This is a genomic window from Rhodococcus sp. C-2, assembly GCF_027854095.1.
GTDB classification, from domain to species: domain Bacteria; phylum Actinomycetota; class Actinomycetes; order Mycobacteriales; family Mycobacteriaceae; genus Rhodococcus_F; species Rhodococcus_F qingshengii.
This window is the reverse complement of the sequence record NZ_JAQGFI010000001.1, coordinates 723628-742185: the sequence shown is the minus strand read 5'-3', so window position 1 is coordinate 742185 and position 18558 is coordinate 723628. Positions and strand designations below refer to the sequence as shown.

Sequence of the window (18558 nt, the reverse complement as noted above, 5' to 3'; positions counted from 1 at the left end):
CCTTTCAACATCTTTGGTTCTCTGTGTCTTCGGATCGCGGTGTCTTCGGTTCTCAGCGTCTTCGGGTGCAGTTCTAGTGCCAGAGGCCCAGCGCGAACTCCGCGACGACCACGGAAAGTAGGTAAGAGGCGAGGATCGCGACGATTCCGACGGGCACGATCTTCCAGCCGATCGTCTTGAGCAAGGGAAGGTCCTTGCCGAGGCTGAGACCTGCGACAGTCAAGGTGAGGGTGCAGATCGAGAGAAAGTCGACAGTCCCGACGGTGCTCGAGACGAAATCACCGATGGGGGACCACGGTGTTGTCGCCAAGGCGCCGATGGTGATGATGGCGATCATCGCCGCGATCTTGCCGCGGGTCAGGCGGGCCACGCCGACGCCCAGGAGCAACAATCCGGTGAGGATCAAGTAACCGACGATGATCGATCGAGATACGCCACCCGCTGCGATCGAAGAGACGATGACCCCACCGACGAACAGAATCGGAACGATGGTGGTCAGCGGCACGGTGACGCTCGGCGCAACCGCTCGTGGGGCAGTGTCGGCTTTCCGTTCGCTGGTCGTCTTCGAGCGCTTGGTGAGTGCGCCGTAGATTCGATCAGCAAGGGGGAGTGCGACATACATGCCGACATACACGCCGAGGAGGCCGGTGATGATGTTGGATGTGGCCGCCACGGCGAGTACCTGGTCGGCCATCTCGGGGTGCGCCGAAACGACGCTGGCGGCAGCGGCAGCCATCATCGAGCCGGATCCGACGCCGGCACCCATCGCCAACGCGAGGGGGTCGAAGATGTTGAAGGATGTAGCCAGTGACGCAATCAGGCTGATCAGCACGGCACCGAACAGAGTGCCGAAGACGTACATCGACAGGACTCCACGGTACTGGTCGGAATCGGGGCCGTAGCGTTCGCTGACCATCGCGAAGGAACCCTCGCGGTCGATGGAGAAGGTTGCTCCGACGGTGGCCGGCCCCATCCGAAGGAGTACCGCCAGCGGGAGTGCGAGAGCGATAGTGCCGAACAAGTGCCCCAATTCCTGCAGTAGCAGTGCGGGGCCCGCCTCGAACAACAATTGGATGTTCGGGCCGATGGTGAAAGACAACCTTGCACAAAGCAAGAGAACAGCCAGGCCCATGATTGCCGAGGCTGCAGCCTGAAGGTCGAGGCCGAGTGGTTTCCACTTCTGGCTCGAGACGACACCGCCGACAATCAGTCCCCACACCATGGGCAGGATCGTGATGGCGGCAGCGCCGACGGGAATCACTGCGGGGCCGATCAGTTGCGCGCCTGCCGCAAGCCCGAGGAGCAGAATCACCACGATCCACAGGCGTGGCGACCGCATGGCAAAAACGACTTTTTGCGTCGCGGTTTGATCGCTGACTGGGGAATCGTCATGCGAGACAGGGAATGCTTCGGTCATGTCGGTGTCTTTCTCGAGGGGGCGAACGAACGCAAGAAGTAAGGGTTCTCGAGGCTCAGGATTTGGTGGACTATTGATGTGATGAAGTTAGGATCGACGCGTTTCGATCCTGTTTCGGTGCAGCATTCTTTTGAAAGTGAGGTCCTCGGTGCAGGATCAGATGCTCAAGGACGACGATCTTCGGCTGTTGAACGCACTGCAGATCAGGCCGCGAGCGTCGTGGTCCGAGCTTTCACGCGCGATCGGTTCCGACCCGGTCACCCTGACCAGGCGTTGGGAGCGTCTGCACTCGCAAGGCATAGCGTGGATCGCTGCGTACCGTGGTGGACCCATCGTGTCGGCGACCGCACTTCTCGAGATCGAATGCGCACCGGCACAGACCATGAGCGTTGCCGAACAGATCGCGCACGATCCCGAAGTTCTCACAGTCGATCTCACAACCGGCAATCGGGATCTGCTCGTCACGCTCACCTGCACTGACCTCGATCAATTGTCCAGGTACGTGTTGGAGCGAACACAATCCCTGCCGATGATCACCGCGATGCGAACTCAGATCGTGTCCTCGGCGAACTCCGACGCGAGGAACTGGCGTCTACGTGCTCTCGATGCGGATGAAATTGCCGCGCTCGAGTCGGCCCCGGCGGGAAAGATTCGTGGTGTACGCGCCGGCGAAGAGGAACAGTCGCAGCTGTTCGACATTCTTTCTCGCGAACCACGTGTCACCGTCTCGGCACTCGCTGCGGCCCTCGGAGTCACGCCGGCTCGCGCTGGGGCGCTCCTATCTCACGAGCTGTCGACGGGGCGACTGGTCGTCCGCACGGAGATTGCTCGGCCCTACTCCGGCTGGCCGGTCTACGCCTGGTACTTCTTACGTCTCGACGGGCGAAAGGAGGCAATTGCTCAGCGCCTTTCGCACCTGCGTGAGGCGAGGCTTGTTGCTTCTACGATCGGCAGCTACGACATCGCATTGGCGGTGTGGCTGCGCTCGATCGACGACGTGCAGCGTCTGGAAGGTTATCTCGCCGACCAGTTTCCGGGCGTATCCGTGGTGGACCGGTCGATCGTCCTGCGTACGCCGCATCACCTGCATCGGACGATCGATGTGTCGGGTCGAAGCATGCCGAAGCACGGGTGATCCGCAACGCGTTCGCTCGGGTCGGGTGCTCTCCGACTAGTTGGGGATCGCCACGTCGACGATCAAGCCGAAGTGATCGGAACCTTCGATCTCGATCCGGTCGAGTGACTTCGCCTGTCCGCCCCGCAGAAGTACATGGTCGATGCCGACGATCGCGGGAAATTTCTTGTCCGCCGGATAGGTGCGCACGATGCCTACTCCCAATTGGTCTGCGGCATCGGAGTAGCCGACATCGAGGAGGTCACGGAATTGCTTGTGCGTGAATGTGGTGTTGAAGTCGCCACTGACGATGACGGTTTCCTCGGCGGCAGCAGCGTCGAGCGCGTTTCGCAAAGTGCTCAGCTCGGCAGTCCACACGTCGGGCGGGGTCACGTACGCCGGTCCGGGGTGAACCGCCAGAAGGGTGAACGGGGTCGAGAAGCCCACTTCGGCAACAAGATTGGTCGGTCCGAATCCGTTCAATTCCCGAGTTTCCGTCAGCGGATAACGGCTGTAAATACCGGCGCCACCCCCGCCGGCCTCGTCCGGTACCAAGTAGTGATGCGGCAGCAGTTGCTCGAGTCCTTGATCTCTGAGAGAGCCTTCGAGTGATGTGGTCAGTTCCTGAACCGTCAGGACGTCGACTGCCTTCTCGCGCACCGTCGCAGTCAAACTGGCGGGATCTGCCTGCCCGAAGAGAAGGTTTGCTTGCATTACGCGCAGAGTCGGCCCGTCGATTTCGGAACTGTTTGCCACATACAGTGGACTGATCACCGACGCGCCCACCGCAATCAGTACCACCGAGATCGCCAGCAGGATCCAGCGGCGAAAGACCAGGCATATCAGGGACGCTGCGAGTGTGACCGTAAGCAGTATCGGGACGAAGGAGGCCACGGCGATCAACGGGTTGATCGGCTTGGTGGAGTACAACGCGATCAGCGAGACAACGCCGACGGCGATACCGCCCACGCCGGCGACCTGAGCGATACGGCGTGCCGGAACATTGTCCGTCGTGAATCCCATACCAAACGGTACCCAATGCAGCCACGGCTCCCGACTGCCTGGCGTTTGTCAGTCGTCGGTTCGGGTGCGGAATGCGTTCACGGCGGCTTCGACGGTCGGGTAGAAGTGCGTCGAATCGAATCGATCCCCGACTCCGAATCGGATGAGTCGATCCTTGATCGGACCTTTCATCTCTGCGAATGCCAACCGAATTCCTTTGCCTTCGAGGAATGTATCCAGATCGACGAGTTCGTCGACTGCCGTTGTGTCGAGTCCGGTGATCGGTTCGGCGGCTATAACCACCCAGTCGACCGGATCTGGCGCCTTGGCGACGACGGAGCGAACGTACTCGTCGAAGATCTCGCCGTTCGCGAAAAACAGTGGCGCGTCAAACCTCACCAACACCAGGCCGGCGATGCGATGCCCATCTGGATGGCGTTCGATGTCGTGGAATCCGGCGGGTTCGCCCGTCTCGACGAGTTCGGTTCGATGTGGCTGCCATACCTGCGCGATGACCGCTGCGAAGGACAGTCCGATCGCAACAAGGATGCCTTGTAGCACACCGACCAGGGCGACGCCCAGAAACGCCGCGACGGCGAGGCCGAATTCCACGGTGCTCATGCGCCACATGCGGACCATGCCGCCCACGTCGATCAGTGCACACGCGGCGACGATGACGACGGCGGCCAGTGTTGCATCGGGCAGATATGCCGTGAGTCCGGGAGCGACGAGGACGAACACCAGGACCGCGAGCGCCCCGACGACGCCGGCCAATTGTGTGTGCGCCCCACTCTGTTCGGCTACCGGAGTTCGTGACCCGCTCGCCGAGATCGGGAACCCGCCGAACAGCCCGCCGGCCACGTTCGCGACACCGATCGCCTTCATTTCGGTACTGCCGTTCACGTCCTCGCCGTGGCGGGCGGCGAAGGTGCGCGAGAGAACGCCGGTGTCGGCGAAGGCAATCAATGCGATACCGGCGGCGGGCCCGATCAGATGGCCGACGTCCTGCCACGTGACTCCACCGACGGAAGGGATGGGGAGTCCTTCCGGCAGTGCGCCGACCATGCCGATGTCATCGGTGAGACCGGCGGCAGCGGACAAGACTATGGCCGCGACAACGGCCACCAGAACGCCGGGAACAACAGGTACCCAGAGCCGGAAGGCGACTATGACGACTAGCGAACCGACACCGATGGCGGCAGCGAGGGGGTCGACGTCGCCACCCACCAGGGCCTTTGAGATCCCGCCGATTTCACCGAGTAGACCGGACGCGTCGACGGAGAATCCGAGCAGCTTGGGAATCTGACCAACTACGACGACGAGTGCAATGGCATTGAGGTAGCCGAGACGGATCGGTTTCGAGAGGAGTTCGGTCACGAAGCCGAGACGAAGGAATCCGCCGATCACGAGGATGAGTCCGACAAGAATGGCGAGAACACCGGCTAGTGCAAGCGCATTCTCCGAATCGCCGACCACTGCCAGCGGTATGACCGCGGCGGCAATCAGCGGCGCCAGTGACGAATCAGGTCCGAGTACAAGGATTTTCGAGGGCCCGACTACCGCGTACGCGAGCAAAGGCACGATGGTGGCGTACAGCCCGGCGTACGCAGGCAACCCGGCGGCCTCGGCGTAGCCCATGCCTGCCGGGATGAGCAGGGCAGTCAAGACGAGTCCGGCAGTGACGTCTGTTCGCAACCACTCGCGGCGATACCCACGGGCAGTCGCGACGCCCGGTAGCCGACCTAGACTCTCCGCCCACATCATCGTTTGATTGTCCTCCCTCAGTGGAGCGAACGGGCGCGCTCGGAGGCAACCGCGGTGGTCGCAGGGAGGGGCGCAGGTGCCTGTGCGAGGCGGCGGCGTCGAATTGCCTTGTCCAACTCGACGACAACCGGGATGATCAGCGACCAACCCAGGCAGGCGAGCCACTGGGCGCCGGTCAGTGAGGTTGTCATGAGGAGGTCCTGGAGGACGCCCGCCTCGACGGCGAATACGGTCACGACCGTGGGGATCGTCAAGATCTTGATGGCACCGAGCACCGGTGGAACCACGCCGGACTCGGGATCACGCCGCATAGTCAGCCCCGCGAGAATCGAACCGAGAGAGAGCACTACGAATGCTGTGGTCATGGGAACATTCGCCTCGGAAGTACTCATTTCACCGGGTGCGAGAAGCATCGCCGCGAGTGTCACGGCAAATTGCAGGACACCGTACGCGAGCCACTGAGCGACTGCGCTTCGATGTGCGATCGGCATCTTGGGATCGCGCGGAGGCTTGTTCATCAGATCCGGTGGCGGCGGGTCGAGCATGATCACGGCGACGGGGAACAGTGTGATGAAGAAGTGCTGGAACAGCACCATCAGTGGCGTCAGTGCCACACCCTCGTTGATGTTGAAGATGCTCGCAGCGAGGAAGAGGAGAACCAAGGAGAAGAGTTTCGACATCTGGTACCGGATGTATGAGACGATTTTTCCGTAGATGTTGCGGCCCAAAGTGATCGCGGTGATGAGGGTACCGAAGTTGTCGTCGGTGAGCACCATCTTGCCCGCCTGTTTGGTCACCTCACTGCCCGAGCCCATGGCGACGCCGATGTCTGCCTTCTTCAACGCGGCGGCGTCGTTGACCGCGTCTCCGGTCATCGCGACGACGGCGCCACCGCTCTGCATGACATCGACCAAGCGAAGTTTGTCCTGCGGAGTGACGCGGCCGAACACGTGCAGGTTCGGCAACGCGGTCGACAGTTCTTCATCGGTCATCGCTTGCAACTCGCCGCCGCCCACCGAGCCCGGGCCGAGTCCGAGTTCGGCACCGATCGCTGCGGCGGTGATGGCATGGTCGCCGGTGATCATGCGGACCTCGATGCCGGCCCGGTGTGCGGTTCGCACCGAATCGACCGCCTCCGGACGCAGCGGGTCGATGATGCCTGCCATACCGACAAACGTCAGGTCCTCGACAAAGGACATGGGGTCGGCCACGACAGCGTCTTCCCGTCCGTCGAGGCGTCTGACCGCGAATGCCAGCACCCGAAGACCCTTTTCGGACATGGACTGATTTGCTGCCGTGAGTTCGTCTCGGACTTCCTCGATCGGGACCTGCCGACGGCCGGGGAGAAAGGCCGAAGAACACCGAGTGAGGACGACATCGGGTCCGCCTTTGACCAATCCGACGAACTGACTTACGCCGTCGACTTCGAGGTGGTGGTACGTGGCCATGAACTTGTACGCGGAATCGAACGGAACCGTCGCCACCCGCGGGTAGGTCCGTCTGGTGAGTGGGGCGTCGGCACCGATCTTTGCCGCGAGCACCACGAGCGCGGCCTCGGTCGGGTCGCCGACAACTTCCCCGGAATCGGAAACCGTTGCATCGCTGTCGAGACACAGTCCGTATGCGAGAAGGGTGAAGTCGGGTGGTGCCTCGCCGGCAACCTGCGTGATCCTTCCCGCTTTGGCGTAGCCTTCGCCGTCGACCGTGTACCAACGGCCGTGGACGTACAGCGATCGGACGGTCATCTGGTTCATGGTCAGCGTGCCGGTCTTGTCCGAGTTGATTGCACTGGTCGCGCCGAGTGTTTCGACGTCGGTCAGGTTCTTCACGACGGCCTTGGCGTCGGCCAGTTGACGGGCACCGTAGGCCAGCATCGCCTGGACGAATGTTGGCAGGCCGGTCGGAATCGCGGACACTCCCATTGCGATACCAAGGAGCAGAAGCGTAGTCAGGTCCTGCCCACGAAGGAGCCCGATGACGACGATGACGATCACTGCCGTCCACGCGATGATTCCGAGAAGTTTGGTGAGAGAGTCCAATTCACGTTGAAGTGGCGACTTGCCAGGGGCGACCGCCGACAACATCGACGCGATCTGGCCTATCTGCGTCTGCATCCCGGTCTCGGTGACCACCATGGTCGCCGTGCCGCGGGTGACCGAGGTGTTCTGGAAGACCAGATTGCTGCGGTCTCCGAGCGGAATATCCGCGTTGTTCAGCGTATTCGGGTCCTTCGGTATCGGCGCGCTTTCCCCGGTCAATGCGGCTTCCTGCGTCTCCAGGGTGGTGGTGGCGAGCAACCGTCCGTCGGCAGCGATGATGTCTCCTGCCTCGACTTGGACGATGTCACCCGGCACCAGTTCGGTAGCGTCGAGTTGAATCAGGTTCCCGTCACGAATGACCCGTGCTTGGGGCGTCTGCATCTTGGCGAGGGCGTCGACGCTGGCCCGTGCCTTCAACTCCTGTCGAGTTCCGAGGACGATGTTGAGCACGACGAGCACCGCCACCACGATTGCTGTCGGCACTTCACCGATGGCGATGCTGACCGCGGCCACGGCGACGAGCATCAAGTTCATCGGATCTTTCAGCTGCAACAGCGCGATCGACCACGTCGACGGCGGTGGCGTCGAGGTGATTTCGTTCGACCCGTAGCGTCGTCGCCGTTGGTCGGCCTCATCCGACTGCAGTCCGCGCTCCGGGTCCGACTGCAGTACGGACACGACTGATTCGCCACTCTGCGCATGCCACGGCGTGGGGCTCATGACCGCACATCCTTTCCTTGGCGATCGTCAATACCGGGTCGGAATCCAGTGCAGCGGTTGTTTGGGCGTCTGGTAGCCGTGAGCCTTCTGCCGTTTCGGCAGGGTGATGTCCGTGGATTGCACGGGCTCGTAGGGGATCTGACTCAGAATGTGGCTGATGATGTTGAGTCGTCCGCGTTTCTTGTCATTGTTGTTTGCGACATACCATGGCGCCCAGCCGGTGTCGGTGAAGCGAAACATCTCGTCGCGGGCACGCGAGTAGTCGTACCAATGACTGAACGACTTCAGATCGAGATTCGACAGCTTCCAGATCTTTCGAGGGTCGTCGATCCGGCTCTGCAGACGTAAGAGCTGCTGTTCTTCGCTGACCTCGAGCCAGTACTTGAGCAGAATGACTCCCGATTCGACGATCGCGCGTTCGACGGTCGGAATGAGCTGGAGAAATTGATGTGCTTGTTCTTCGGTGCAAAAGCCCATTACTCGTTCTACACCGGCACGGTTGTACCAACTTCGGTCGAAGATGACGATCTCACCGGCAGCCGGAAGATGCGGGACGTAGCGCTGGACGTACATCTGCGAATGCTCTCGCTCGGTCGGGGCGGGTAACGCAACGACCCGGAACACTCGCGGACTCACTCGCTCGGTGATGGCTTTGATGACACCGCCCTTCCCCGCGGTATCTCGACCTTCGAATACGATGCAGACCTTGGCTCCAGACGATTTGACCCACTCCTGCAAAGCCACGAGTTCGCCGTGCAACGGCTTGAGTTTGCGGCGGTACACCTTGTTCTTCATCGGCTTTTCTGCCACGGGCGGCGCGTCGTCGGTAAGGGTCGACGGGGTGTCGTCGTGAAGAATCCGAGCGTTCTTTCCCACTTCCACTCCCTGGCATCATGAGCGCAACGCGAGCGCGCGGGGAACCGTCCGCCCTTATGTGTATGCCCCATATTCGGTGAACCTATTCTCTTCGCAATCGAGACCCGAATCGTGTTGTTTTCGAACCCTTTCCGAGTCTTGACGTGCTCGGCTGGACGGACGACCATTAATGGATGACTGGCGACGAAGAGTTGCTCCACGTCGAGCGGGTGATCACTCGCCTGATTTCCCGCTATCCCGCCGTTCCTCCACCGGAGATCGAAAACAGAGTGCGAACAATTCACCAGCGTTTTGCGGGATGTCGGATCCGCGACTTCGTGCCTCTTCTGGTCGAAAAGGCGGCCAGACAAGAGATCTCGGATCGGAGAATCGTGATTCCGATAATGGATGAGCGGTCGGCGAGTCTGAACTCTCTCGAGCTGTAGCCGGAACGGGGATCGTCGGCGCATACTGAAATGACCTTGGACCAGGGAGTTCTGGCCGAATGCAGGAGCTCAGGCGCGGAACGTCAGCCTCCCGAACTCCTGATGTGTAAAACCGAGTACAGGGAGCGTTGACATGGAAGGCTTCTGGGAATTCTTCTGGTTCATCTTCGTCTGCTTTGCCTTTGTGGCGTACTTGAGCGTGTTGTTCTCGATCATCACCGACTTGTTCCGTGATCACGAGACTTCAGGCTGGGCCAAGGCGTTGTGGATGATATTCCTCTTCGTCATTCCATTCCTGTCCGCGATGATCTACGTGGTCGTCAAGAATGACGGAATGACGAGGCGGTCGATGGAAGCCGCTCAACAGCACATACACGCGCAGAGTGATTACATTCGAAAGGTCGCCGGGAAATCGCCGACTCAGCAGATCGCCGACGCCAGAGAGCTTCTCGACTCAGGCGCGATCAACGAAGAGGAATTCCAGGCCATCAAGGCAAAGGCGCTGGCGTAGTTTTCGTATCTTCTGCCCCGGGCCTGGCGTCGTCGGTTCCGCCGTCGTCAGGCGCGGCGTCCTGCGCGGCGGCGCGTGCGGGACGAACCAATACTTCCAGTGCGACGAGAGCAACGAGCGCAATGACGACGATCCAACCAACGACCAATCCGGTGGGGTAGCGCCAGAAGAGCAGCAACAGTGCGGCGATGCCGATGATGGCACAGCGCAGTGGGATACGAAGCTGATTGGCCCACCGCTCCACCTGATTCGGCGTTCGGCCGCTTGCAGAATGCCGGACGAAGTCCAACGCCTGCCCGTAGCCTCGACGAACGGCGATCGCCGACGACGACCCACCGATCAGGTAGGCGCCGAGCCCCACCACCACACCGAGGAGCGCAACCGCGCGAAGGCTCGTCCGAAGCGGAACCAGAACTGTGTCGATGACAGCGGTGGCGGCGTCTGGCGAGAGGATATCGGTAGGGACACTGTCGAGGTAGATTGCACGTCCGATCAGAATTCCGATCGCAAGAACAAGCATTCCCAACGCAATCGACAGACCGACCAGGGACAGCGTACGAAGCCTGCGACCGGTTGGCGCAACGGCGACAGCGGCTGCTGCGCAAGCGATTCCCAACCACGGCAGCACCGCCGAGACCTTGTCGAGTGCCGAGACGGCTCGCTGCGCCTTCACCAGCTCGGGGGACTGGAAGAGAACAAACTCCTTGTCCACGGACGGGATTTTGTCTGCGAAAGCGAAGCCGCGGTCGGTCAGCGCCGTTTTCACCCGGTCGATGATCGTGCTCAGTGAAATGCTGACCGTTCCGCTCTGGTCGACCTCGACCGAGTCGGGTCCGTAGTTTCCGGTCATGACGGCGACGAGGGAGTTGTGCGCCGCTCGGTTCGCCTGAATCCAAAGGTCTTCGAACTGCTGCGTCCGAACGAGCGAGGCCACTGTGTCGTGGACGAAACTCTTCGCCTGGCCGGCGATCACCGGTGCCAAACCCACCAACGCCTGGTCCACGCGAGGGGCGTTGGCTTCGAGATTCGACACGTCCGTCAATGCTGTGAGTGCCTCGGTGGTGAGCCCTTCGACGTCGACGCGATCGAAGATCTCGTCCGTGACTTGATTCGTGATCTCCGCTTGCACGGCTGGATTCTCACCCAGTGGCGCTACCGTGCTGACGTAGCGGTCCGTGTCGAGGATCTGACTACGTACGAAGCGGGTGGTTACCGACAAGACTGCGAGCAGTGCGACCAGCACCAGCAGGATTGTCACCGCGGTCCACCGCAGCCCATGTCGAGGTGGTCGGGAGACTTTCTCGACGGTCGTTTCGCGGGCGCTGGGAGTCTGCTCGCGAAGTGTTGCTACCTCTTCGCGCAACCGGGCTAGTTCGGCACGTTCGTCCTCCTGGAGTGGTCCGTCGCTCGTGCCGTTTGCCATGATGGTCCTCCCGGGACGGAAACTACTGGCGCACAGTTGAAATGCTGAACTGCGAAGATGATTCGGCGGGTGACCTCAGATGACCTCGGGATTCCAGGTCGCGACGGCCCAGATGACGAATACGTCGAGCGCGATGATGATGATCGACCACCACGGCGAGTGGGGTAGCCACAGGAAATTCGCGAGGATCGACAGAGAACAGATGACTATCGCGCCTACCCGTGCCCACGTCGCGCCGGTGAAGAGCATGATTCCGACAGCGGTGACGAGCACACCGAGTACGAGGTGGATCCATCCCCACGAAGTGAGGTCGAATTGGTACGTGTATTCCGGGCCGACGACTGTCACGTCGTCCTCCGATATCGCCGAGATGCCTTGGAGGATTTCGAGCACGCCGACTGTGATGAGGAGAACGGCTCCGCCCAGCGCGCTTCCTTTTGCCACACCCTGCTTTACCAGTGAATCCTCGGACATGACCGCCCCTAGATTTCAAGCGCGAAATAGCCTGGCATATTTCCCTGTCCCGACCTTTTACGGTGGTGAAGTAGCCCGTCGGAGGGCAAATCAAACATTGAGCGCTGCACAGCATTGCGATATTCATTCGCCTACGAATTCGAAAGAACCTACCGTGACGGCATGGATATGGCGGACGTAGGTGTGGCGATGAGGCCTGCACCGGGTGTGATCCGGACGGACCGGCTGGTGCTCCGTACCTACCGCCCAGGCGATCACCGGGATCTTCTCACCTTCTACGGGCGCAGCGACGTATGCCGGTATTTGCTCAACGAACCCTGGAGTCTCGCGGAGGCTCGAGAGGCCGTGCAGACCAGAATGTCTCGCCGCGACCTGGCATCGGGCGCGGTGGCACTTGTTGTCGAGTACGGGGGCCGGGTTGTCGGAAGCGTGAGTGCTTGGCGAGTCGAAGAATCTGATTGCACAGCCGAAGTCGAGCACACCGCCGAACTCGGGTGGGCATTTTCGCCCGAGTTCGGCGGCCGAGGATTCGCGACGGAAGCAGTGACCGCTCTGATCGACCTCGCGTTCGCGACACCCCGATTGCGCCGCGTGGTCGCGCGAATGGATTCGAGAAACGAATCCTCGGCGCGACTCGCGCAGCGGATCGGTATGAGGCGAGAGGGACATTTTCGGCAGAACGCGTGGATCAAGAACGAGTGGACCGACACCGTGGTTTTCGCGACACTTCGCGGTGAGTGGCCTTCAGTTGCTTGATCAGACCGAGCGGGCTGCTATTTTGCGACCAGTTCGGTCAACTGTGGCACGAGTTCGTCGGTCGCCCACGGAACACTCAGAAGGCTGACGTACATTGTCGCTGCAGTCAGGCGATTGTCGGTGATCCACAGGTCCTTGCCGTTGGCGATGACCGGCCACCGCGAGAACAGAGTGTTGGCCAATGTGCTGTCGACTTCCGACTGATCGCTTGCCCAACCGAGATACACGTCGGTGTCGATCGTGTCGAGCTTTTCCATACTGATGCCGAAAAGGAACGAGTCGCCGGCAAAGTTCTTGGCGCCGTTCACCACGTCGGGAGCGACTGTGAGCCCGAGGTTTTCGACAAACTTGACGCGCGGATCGTCCGGACCGTAGATGGCGGTTTCGGTTTCTCCTTCACGGATGTAGGAACCGAAGGCGAAAGTGACTCCGTTGAATTCGGGATGACTCGCCTTCGATTCCTGGACCGATTCCTCAACCGACTTGATCAGCGCCGCGGTCTGAGCGGGACGCCCGAGTGCCTTGCCGACATCGGTGGCGAGGTTTTGCCACGAGCTGGGCTGATACGGCTTGGTGTCGTACGGGAGGGTCGGGGCGATCGAGCTCAGGCGCTGGTAATCCTGCTCGGAGAAGCCCGAGTACGGGGCAAGAATCAGATCAGGCGCGGCATTGAGAATCTGCTCGAACAGTAGCTCGCCGCTGTCGGAGTAGTACGGCGCAGGCGTGGGCAGCGTCTGGCCCGACTTTTCGAGTTCGGCGCGGGTCCACGGCAGGAACCCGTCGGCGTCGCCGGCCCAAGAGTCCTTCTGCATCGCGATCGGAGTGACACCCAGGGCGATGACCGTGTCTGCCGCTGCGGAATCGAGGGTGAGGATCCGTGTCGGCTCCTTGTCGATGGTGGTCCCGCCGAAAGCGTGCTTGATCGTCACGGGATAGGCGCCGTCCTCGACGGCGGATGCCGATGAATTGTTTTCCTGGGCGTCCGATGACGACTGTGTGCAGGCGGTCAGAGGCAGTGCCGCCGCCAGCATGAGCGCAACAACGATTCGTCGCCTCCGCTGGGGACGAATTCTCTGACGGGCAGATCTGAACACGCGAAACTCCTCGGGATTGATCAGGGAAGTGCTTGCACGACTCAGCGCAGTACGCACGTGAGAGCAGGCTTACCTAAGTGAATGTAGGGCGCGTGCGTGTAGCGAAGGGGCCAGCCGATGTCGACAACAGGTCAGGCTCGAGTCAGTTGACAGCGGCGAGCGCATTGCCGGGGGTGTAGCCGACCGTCTTGCGAAAAGCGGCGATGAAGGAACTCGACGTCCCGTAACCGACACGGCGGCTGACGGCGTTCACACTCATTCCGGTTCCGAGCATGCCGAGGGCCGTGCTCATACGAACCAGAGTGCGCCACTGCGCAAAGCTCAAGGCGAGTTCCGCGGCAAAAATCCGGGTGACCGTACGTCGGCTGAGATTGAGAACGTGAGCCCACTGATCGAGTGATCGATCGTCGGCGGGATCCGACAGCACTTTGTCGACGAGCATCCGTAGCCGCGGATCTCGGGGGATCGGTACGTCGAAGTGAGGTGCCGATGCCGGGGTGAGGAGATCGACACAAACCTGCTGTGCCCGAAGGCGTTGTTCTGCAGGCATTCCGGTGTGGGCGAGGTGTATCAGCAGTGCCCGGGCTGCCTCACTCAGTGTCACGATGCACGGTTCGTTCCAGGCGGGAGTCCACAGCTCGGGGGTGAAGAGCGTGGCGCGGAATGCGACGTGGGGATTTGCCTGACCTTCGTGGAGGACCCCGCGGGGGATCCACAGGCCGACGCCGGGCGTGACGGTCCAGAGTTGATTGTCGATGATCATGTTGACGACACCGCGGTCGGACCAGATCAGTTCGTGCTCGACGTGAGCGTGCTCTGGCCACCGGGTGATGTGGTCGGTCTCGACGATGTACGTCGTGAGTTGGAACGGCGCCGGGACAGCGCGCGCCATCGGAGTGTGGCGGTCGGATTCCCGTAAGTGGGAATCGTCGTCCAGCTGTGGACCGTCGGCGATTTCACGAAGGGCAGGGATCAGCACCGTGGACTACCTCCAGAGCAAAGTTAGGTAAACCTTACACTGATGTGTGCAGCGATCAGTGACTCGCACCGAGTTCGATGAGAAGCACGCCTGCCGCGATGAGGCCGATCCCGACCATCATGAGCCTGGTCAGCGGTTCGCGAAAGAGAATGCGGGATGCGATTGCCGTCAACGCCACTCCACATGCGGTCCAGATTCCGTAGGCGACGCCGATGGTGAGGCCCGCGTCGAGCGCGAGGGTCAGGAAGGCGAACGCGGCGAGATACCCCACGGTGACAACCGCGAGCCATCGTTTGTCGCTGCCGTCCTGCGACGCCATCCGTAGTGACAACGTCGCGGTGACCTCGGAAATAATTGCAGCGATCAGAAATACGAAGGTCATGCTGGGTCCGCCGGCCCGCTGTCGGCGGCAGCCTGGGAGCCGAGTTCGACGCACAGCACTCCGCCGATGACCAGTGCAATCCCGACGCCCATGGTGGCCGTCAGAGGATCTCCGAAAAGGGCCGTTGCGAATACTGCGGTCAGGACAACTCCGGTTGCGCCCCAGATTCCGTATGCAACACCGAGTCCCATGCCCTCCCGCAGGACGAACGACAAGGCGGTGAATGCTGCGAGATATCCGCCGACGACCACGATGTACCAAGCCGGGTGATCGAGGGCGGCGCGCAACGACAGCGTCGCAGACACCTCGGTGAGGATCGCGGTGATCAACAACAGCCATTTCTTCACGGTTGGGATTCTGTCAGGCTCCACCGATTCCGGTCGCGCACTACGGTTGAGACATGACGTGCGTACTGCTCGGTGGAATCCGCAAAGGTGACATCCGCCACGACGCGTCGGGTGGCGATGTGGCCGCAACTCCGATCCTCGACTGGGGCCACGACGACGTGGCCCGCCTCTACGAGGACATTGCAGAAGGTGCGATCCAGTCGGCGCAGGAGTTCCTGGTGTCGGCGCATCGCAGCGTCGTTGCAAATATTCGGCCGGTGTACGGCCTCGACGACCGGCAACCCGTCTCGGTGACATTGAGTCGAGAGCGCGGATCCTGCAGTCAGAGACTGGCTATCGTCGAAGCGTTGGCTCGCCGCCGAGGTATCGCCACCCGAGTACGCGGTCTCGTACTACGCGGGGAATTCTGGTACCCGAGATTTCGGCGTCTACATGCGGTGATTCCGAAGTCAGTGCTGCTGGCGTGGCCGGAATTTCTGGTCGACGGACGCTGGCAGGACATCTCCGAGATCGTTTCACCTGCGGTGGTCTCAGCGCTCGAACCGTTCACGAATACCGGCGAGGAGACACTGTTCGACGCGATCGGACGCGCTCCGATCAGTTGGGGCAAGTCTGTTTCGTGTGATTGCTTGGACTTCTCCGAATTCGTCGACCGCGATCTGGGCACCTTCGAATCTCGCGACGTGCTCTTCGAGGAATTCGGACAGACGATGTCGACCCCCGTCAGAATTCTCGTCGACCCGGTTTTCCGGAACTGGAGTACATCCGGCTGACGCGCGACGCGAGGTCTAGGCTGTTCTGCATGTCTGTGCGTACCCCATTGGTCCCTGGAACCGTCTCTCCCGTCCTCGCTGTGCCCTCGAAGATCGAGCGGCCCGAGTACGCGTGGAAGCCGACCGCCAAAGAGGGCAACGAGCCCTGGGTTCAGACGCCGGAAACGATCGAGGCGATGCGCATCGCCAGCAAGATCGCTGCAGGCGCGCTGCAGGAAGCCGGCAAGGCTGTCGCTCCCGGTGTCACGACCGACGAACTCGACCGCATCGCACACGAGTTCATGCTCGACCACGGTGCATACCCGTCGACGTTGGGCTACAAGAGCTTTCCCAAGTCGTGCTGCACGTCTCTCAATGAGGTGATCTGCCACGGAATCCCCGACTCGACTGTGATCCAGGACGGCGACATCGTCAATATCGACGTCACCGCGTACATCAACGGGGTACACGGCGACACCAATGCGACATTCCTCGCCGGTGACGTGTCCGAAGAGAACCGCTTGCTCGTCGAGCGCACACACGAGGCAACGATGCGGGCCATCAAAGCCGTCAAGCCCGGCCGCGCGCTCAACGTGATCGGACGTGTCATCGAGTCCTACGCCCATCGGTTCGGGTACGGCGTCGTCCGGGACTTCACCGGACACGGAATCGGCGAGACCTTCCACAACGGCCTCGTGATCCTGCACTACGACGAGCCCGCGGTCGAGACGATCATCGAACCGGGCATGGTCTTCACGATCGAACCGATGATCAACCTCGGTGGTATCGACTACGAGATCTGGGAGGACGGCTGGACCGTCGTCACCAAGGACCGTAAGTGGACGGCGCAGTTCGAGCACACCTTGGTGGTCACCGAGACCGGTGCAGAGATTCTCACCCTGCCTTGAGTTCGGAGATGCGCGGCGCTCTGCTGGTAGCCGGCACAACGTCCGACGCAGGCAAGAGCGTTCTGGTGGCCGGATTGTGTCGCATGTTGGCGCGTCGAGGCGTCCGAGTGGCGCCGTTCAAGGCGCAGAACATGTCGAACAACTCCGTGGTCACGCTGGACGGCGGAGAGATCGGCCGTGCGCAGGCACTTCAGGCGCGGGCATGCGGTCTGGAGCCGAGTGTTCGATTCAATCCCGTGCTGCTCAAGCCTGGAAGTGACCGCACTTCGCAACTGGTCGTTCGGGGCAAGGCGATGACCACAGTGGGTGCTCGCGACTACATGCAGCATCGGCAGTGGCTTCGCGCCGTCGTGGCCGAAGATCTCGAATCGCTTCGATCCGAGTTCGACGTCGTGATCTGTGAAGGCGCCGGTTCACCGGCCGAAATCAACTTGCGCGCAACGGATCTTGCCAACATGGGATTGGCTGAGGCTGCGCGGATTCCGGTCGTCGTCGTCGGTGACATCGATCGCGGCGGCGTCCTGGCCCATCTGTTCGGGACCGTTGCTGTGCTCTCGCCGAGCGACCAGGCATTGATCGCGGGATTTGTGATCAACAAATTCCGCGGTGACGTTGCACTGTTGGAACCCGGACTGGAACAACTGCGCAGCCTCACCGGTCGACACACTCTCGGAGTGATCCCGTTTGCCGACGATCTTTGGCTCGACGCCGAGGATTCGCTTGGCGTCACCGGCAATGCCCCGGTAGGGCGCCCGGGCCCACCCGTTGGTTCGGCCTGGCTCACCGTTGCTGCGGTTCGGCTCCCGCGCATCTCCAACTCCACGGACGTCGAGGCACTGGCATGTGAACCGGGCGTGGCAGTTTCGTGGGTGACCGATCCGTCGCGAATTCGCGACGCGGACCTCGTGGTGATCCCCGGTAGTAAGTCCACCGTGAGTGACCTCGAGTGGTTGCGAAGTACCGGCCTGGCCGACGAGATCGTCGCGCGAGCAGGTCGCGGGCAAGCAGTCCTGGGAATCTGCGGCGGTTACCAGATGCTGGGTAATTCCATCGTCGACGACGTCGAATCAGGATCAGGGACCACCGCGGGACTGGGTCTGCTGGACCTCGATGTCGAGTTCGCTCCGGACAAGGTGCTGGCGCAGATGACCGGTACGGCAGACGGTATCTCGGTGTCCGGGTACGAGATTCATCACGGACGCGTCGTGCGCAACGGGGACCACCCATTGCTGGCGGACTCGAGCGGTATGCCGGAAGGCAGTGTGCGAGGGCCTGTTCGAGGGACACACTGGCACGGTCTCCTGGAAAGTGACGACTTTCGGCGCAGCCTGCTGCGTGAGCTCGCGGTTCCCGGTTTTGTTGCTGCACCCGACACCGCGGTTGCCGCGGTGCGAGAACAACAACTCGACCTTCTCGCTGATCTCGTCGAGCAGCACCTCGATCAGGATCTACTCGAGAAACTGATCAACGGTGGGGCGCCTATCGGGCTCCCCGTCATTGCTTCCGCACTCGAAGCCTGAGAGCGCTCCTGCGGGTGTCGACGTGGACGCGGTAGAATAGCCAGGCCTCACTCCC

General features: G+C 61.5%; 18 protein-coding genes. 7 read left to right on the top strand and 11 right to left on the bottom strand.

What is annotated here, in order from left to right; all coding sequences use genetic code 11:
* Positions 1–73: 73 nt before the first annotated feature.
* Entirely contained in the window at positions 74–1417 is a 1344-nt protein-coding gene (locus tag PCS43_RS03310) for a DUF3100 domain-containing protein (protein ID WP_047271328.1), read from the bottom strand.
* 136 nt (positions 1418–1553) lie between these two features.
* On the opposite strand from PCS43_RS03310, the gene PCS43_RS03305 reads away from it, so the two are divergent.
* Entirely contained in the window at positions 1554–2552 is a 999-nt protein-coding gene (locus PCS43_RS03305) for an Lrp/AsnC family transcriptional regulator (protein ID WP_270922995.1), read from the top strand.
* Positions 2553–2588: 36 nt separating this feature from the next.
* Here PCS43_RS03305 and PCS43_RS03300 read toward each other — a convergent pair whose 3' ends face one another.
* Genes PCS43_RS03300 through ppk2 form a run of 4 tightly spaced genes read right to left on the bottom strand, consistent with a single transcriptional unit; the run spans position 2589 to position 8914 of the window.
* A complete protein-coding gene (locus PCS43_RS03300) occupies positions 2589–3554 on the bottom strand; it encodes an endonuclease/exonuclease/phosphatase family protein (protein WP_047271332.1) in 966 nt (321 codons plus the stop codon).
* 48 nt (positions 3555–3602) lie between these two features.
* Complete coding sequence (locus PCS43_RS03295; protein ID WP_162113629.1) at positions 3603–5297, bottom strand: SulP family inorganic anion transporter; 1695 nt, start codon at positions 5295–5297, stop codon at positions 3603–3605.
* A 17-nt stretch (positions 5298–5314) separates the two neighbouring features.
* Positions 5315–8056 (bottom strand): cation-translocating P-type ATPase, encoded by a 2742-nt coding sequence (locus PCS43_RS03290; RefSeq protein ID WP_209908345.1) that lies wholly within the window; start codon positions 8054–8056, stop codon positions 5315–5317.
* Positions 8057–8083: 27 nt separating this feature from the next.
* On the bottom strand, positions 8084–8914 hold the full coding sequence (gene ppk2, locus PCS43_RS03285; protein WP_228402274.1) for a polyphosphate kinase 2: 831 nt from the start codon (positions 8912–8914) through the stop codon (positions 8084–8086).
* A gap of 191 nt (positions 8915–9105) precedes the next feature.
* Here ppk2 and PCS43_RS03280 point away from each other — a divergent pair, with 191 nt between their 5' ends.
* Positions 9106–9357, top strand: coding sequence for a three-helix bundle dimerization domain-containing protein (locus PCS43_RS03280; RefSeq protein ID WP_007734945.1), 252 nt, complete (start codon positions 9106–9108; stop codon positions 9355–9357).
* Between the two features lie 133 nt (positions 9358–9490).
* Positions 9491–9868, top strand: coding sequence for an SHOCT domain-containing protein (locus PCS43_RS03275; RefSeq protein WP_003942794.1), 378 nt, complete (start codon positions 9491–9493; stop codon positions 9866–9868).
* Here the strand turns inward: PCS43_RS03275 and PCS43_RS03270 are convergent.
* Both PCS43_RS03270 and PCS43_RS03265 read right to left on the bottom strand, forming a co-directional pair.
* Positions 9846–11291: a hypothetical protein gene (locus PCS43_RS03270; protein WP_081557740.1), complete on the bottom strand. Its 1446-nt coding sequence runs from the start codon at positions 11289–11291 to the stop codon at positions 9846–9848. The two genes, PCS43_RS03275 and PCS43_RS03270, sit on opposite strands and share 23 nt — an antisense overlap.
* Positions 11292–11366: 75 nt before the next feature.
* The gene (locus PCS43_RS03265) at positions 11367–11765 is read right to left on the bottom strand and encodes a DUF7144 family membrane protein (protein ID WP_007734954.1); all 399 of its coding nucleotides are present in this window, start codon (positions 11763–11765) and stop codon (positions 11367–11369) included.
* A 162-nt stretch (positions 11766–11927) separates the two neighbouring features.
* On the opposite strand from PCS43_RS03265, the gene PCS43_RS03260 reads away from it, so the two are divergent.
* Entirely contained in the window at positions 11928–12521 is a 594-nt protein-coding gene (locus PCS43_RS03260; protein WP_050656477.1) for a GNAT family N-acetyltransferase, read from the top strand.
* Between the two features lie 17 nt (positions 12522–12538).
* Here the strand turns inward: PCS43_RS03260 and PCS43_RS03255 are convergent, their stop codons facing one another.
* The 4 genes from PCS43_RS03255 to PCS43_RS03240 all read right to left on the bottom strand — a co-directional run bounded on the left by PCS43_RS03255 (position 12539) and on the right by PCS43_RS03240 (position 15323).
* Positions 12539–13615: an iron-siderophore ABC transporter substrate-binding protein gene (locus tag PCS43_RS03255; RefSeq protein ID WP_223304443.1), complete on the bottom strand. Its 1077-nt coding sequence runs from the start codon at positions 13613–13615 to the stop codon at positions 12539–12541.
* Positions 13616–13757: 142 nt separating this feature from the next.
* Positions 13758–14594 carry a helix-turn-helix transcriptional regulator gene (locus PCS43_RS03250; protein WP_030535637.1) on the bottom strand — a complete coding sequence of 279 codons (837 nt, stop codon included), beginning with the start codon at positions 14592–14594 and terminating at the stop codon, positions 13758–13760.
* 55 nt (positions 14595–14649) lie between these two features.
* Positions 14650–14976, bottom strand: coding sequence for a DMT family transporter (locus PCS43_RS03245; RefSeq protein WP_003942819.1), 327 nt, complete (start codon positions 14974–14976; stop codon positions 14650–14652).
* Positions 14973–15323 carry a DMT family transporter gene (locus PCS43_RS03240; protein WP_003942817.1) on the bottom strand — a complete coding sequence of 117 codons (351 nt, stop codon included), beginning with the start codon at positions 15321–15323 and terminating at the stop codon, positions 14973–14975. The genes PCS43_RS03245 and PCS43_RS03240 overlap by 4 nt, the downstream gene beginning before the upstream one ends.
* Before the next feature lie 53 nt (positions 15324–15376).
* Here PCS43_RS03240 and PCS43_RS03235 point away from each other — a divergent pair, with 53 nt between their 5' ends.
* Genes PCS43_RS03235 through PCS43_RS03225 form a run of 3 tightly spaced genes read left to right on the top strand, consistent with a single transcriptional unit; the run spans position 15377 to position 18503 of the window.
* Positions 15377–16096: a transglutaminase domain-containing protein gene (locus tag PCS43_RS03235; RefSeq protein WP_065455632.1), complete on the top strand. Its 720-nt coding sequence runs from the start codon at positions 15377–15379 to the stop codon at positions 16094–16096.
* 29 nt (positions 16097–16125) lie between these two features.
* On the top strand, positions 16126–16983 hold the full coding sequence (gene map / locus PCS43_RS03230) for a type I methionyl aminopeptidase (RefSeq protein ID WP_007734970.1): 858 nt from the start codon (positions 16126–16128) through the stop codon (positions 16981–16983).
* A gap of 8 nt (positions 16984–16991) precedes the next feature.
* Entirely contained in the window at positions 16992–18503 is a 1512-nt protein-coding gene (locus tag PCS43_RS03225; RefSeq protein WP_209911580.1) for a cobyric acid synthase, read from the top strand.
* Positions 18504–18558: the final 55 nt, after the last annotated feature.

Coding starts and splice junctions, on each gene's coding strand:
- PCS43_RS03310 (WP_047271328.1), bottom strand. CDS start 1,417: ATGACCGAAGCATTCCCTGTCTCGCATGACGATTCCCCAGTCAGCGAT.
- PCS43_RS03300 (WP_047271332.1), bottom strand. CDS start 3,554: ATGGGATTCACGACGGACAATGTTCCGGCACGCCGTATCGCTCAGGTC.
- PCS43_RS03295 (WP_162113629.1), bottom strand. CDS start 5,297: ATGATGTGGGCGGAGAGTCTAGGTCGGCTACCGGGCGTCGCGACTGCC.
- PCS43_RS03290 (WP_209908345.1), bottom strand. CDS start 8,056: ATGAGCCCCACGCCGTGGCATGCGCAGAGTGGCGAATCAGTCGTGTCC.
- PCS43_RS03280 (WP_007734945.1), top strand. CDS start 9,106: ATGACTGGCGACGAAGAGTTGCTCCACGTCGAGCGGGTGATCACTCGC.
- PCS43_RS03275 (WP_003942794.1), top strand. CDS start 9,491: ATGGAAGGCTTCTGGGAATTCTTCTGGTTCATCTTCGTCTGCTTTGCC.
- PCS43_RS03270 (WP_081557740.1), bottom strand. CDS start 11,291: ATGGCAAACGGCACGAGCGACGGACCACTCCAGGAGGACGAACGTGCC.
- PCS43_RS03265 (WP_007734954.1), bottom strand. CDS start 11,765: ATGTCCGAGGATTCACTGGTAAAGCAGGGTGTGGCAAAAGGAAGCGCG.
- PCS43_RS03260 (WP_050656477.1), top strand. CDS start 11,928: ATGGATATGGCGGACGTAGGTGTGGCGATGAGGCCTGCACCGGGTGTG.
- PCS43_RS03245 (WP_003942819.1), bottom strand. CDS start 14,976: ATGACCTTCGTATTTCTGATCGCTGCAATTATTTCCGAGGTCACCGCG.
- PCS43_RS03235 (WP_065455632.1), top strand. CDS start 15,377: ATGACGTGCGTACTGCTCGGTGGAATCCGCAAAGGTGACATCCGCCAC.
- map (WP_007734970.1), top strand. CDS start 16,126: ATGTCTGTGCGTACCCCATTGGTCCCTGGAACCGTCTCTCCCGTCCTC.
- PCS43_RS03225 (WP_209911580.1), top strand. CDS start 16,992: ATGCGCGGCGCTCTGCTGGTAGCCGGCACAACGTCCGACGCAGGCAAG.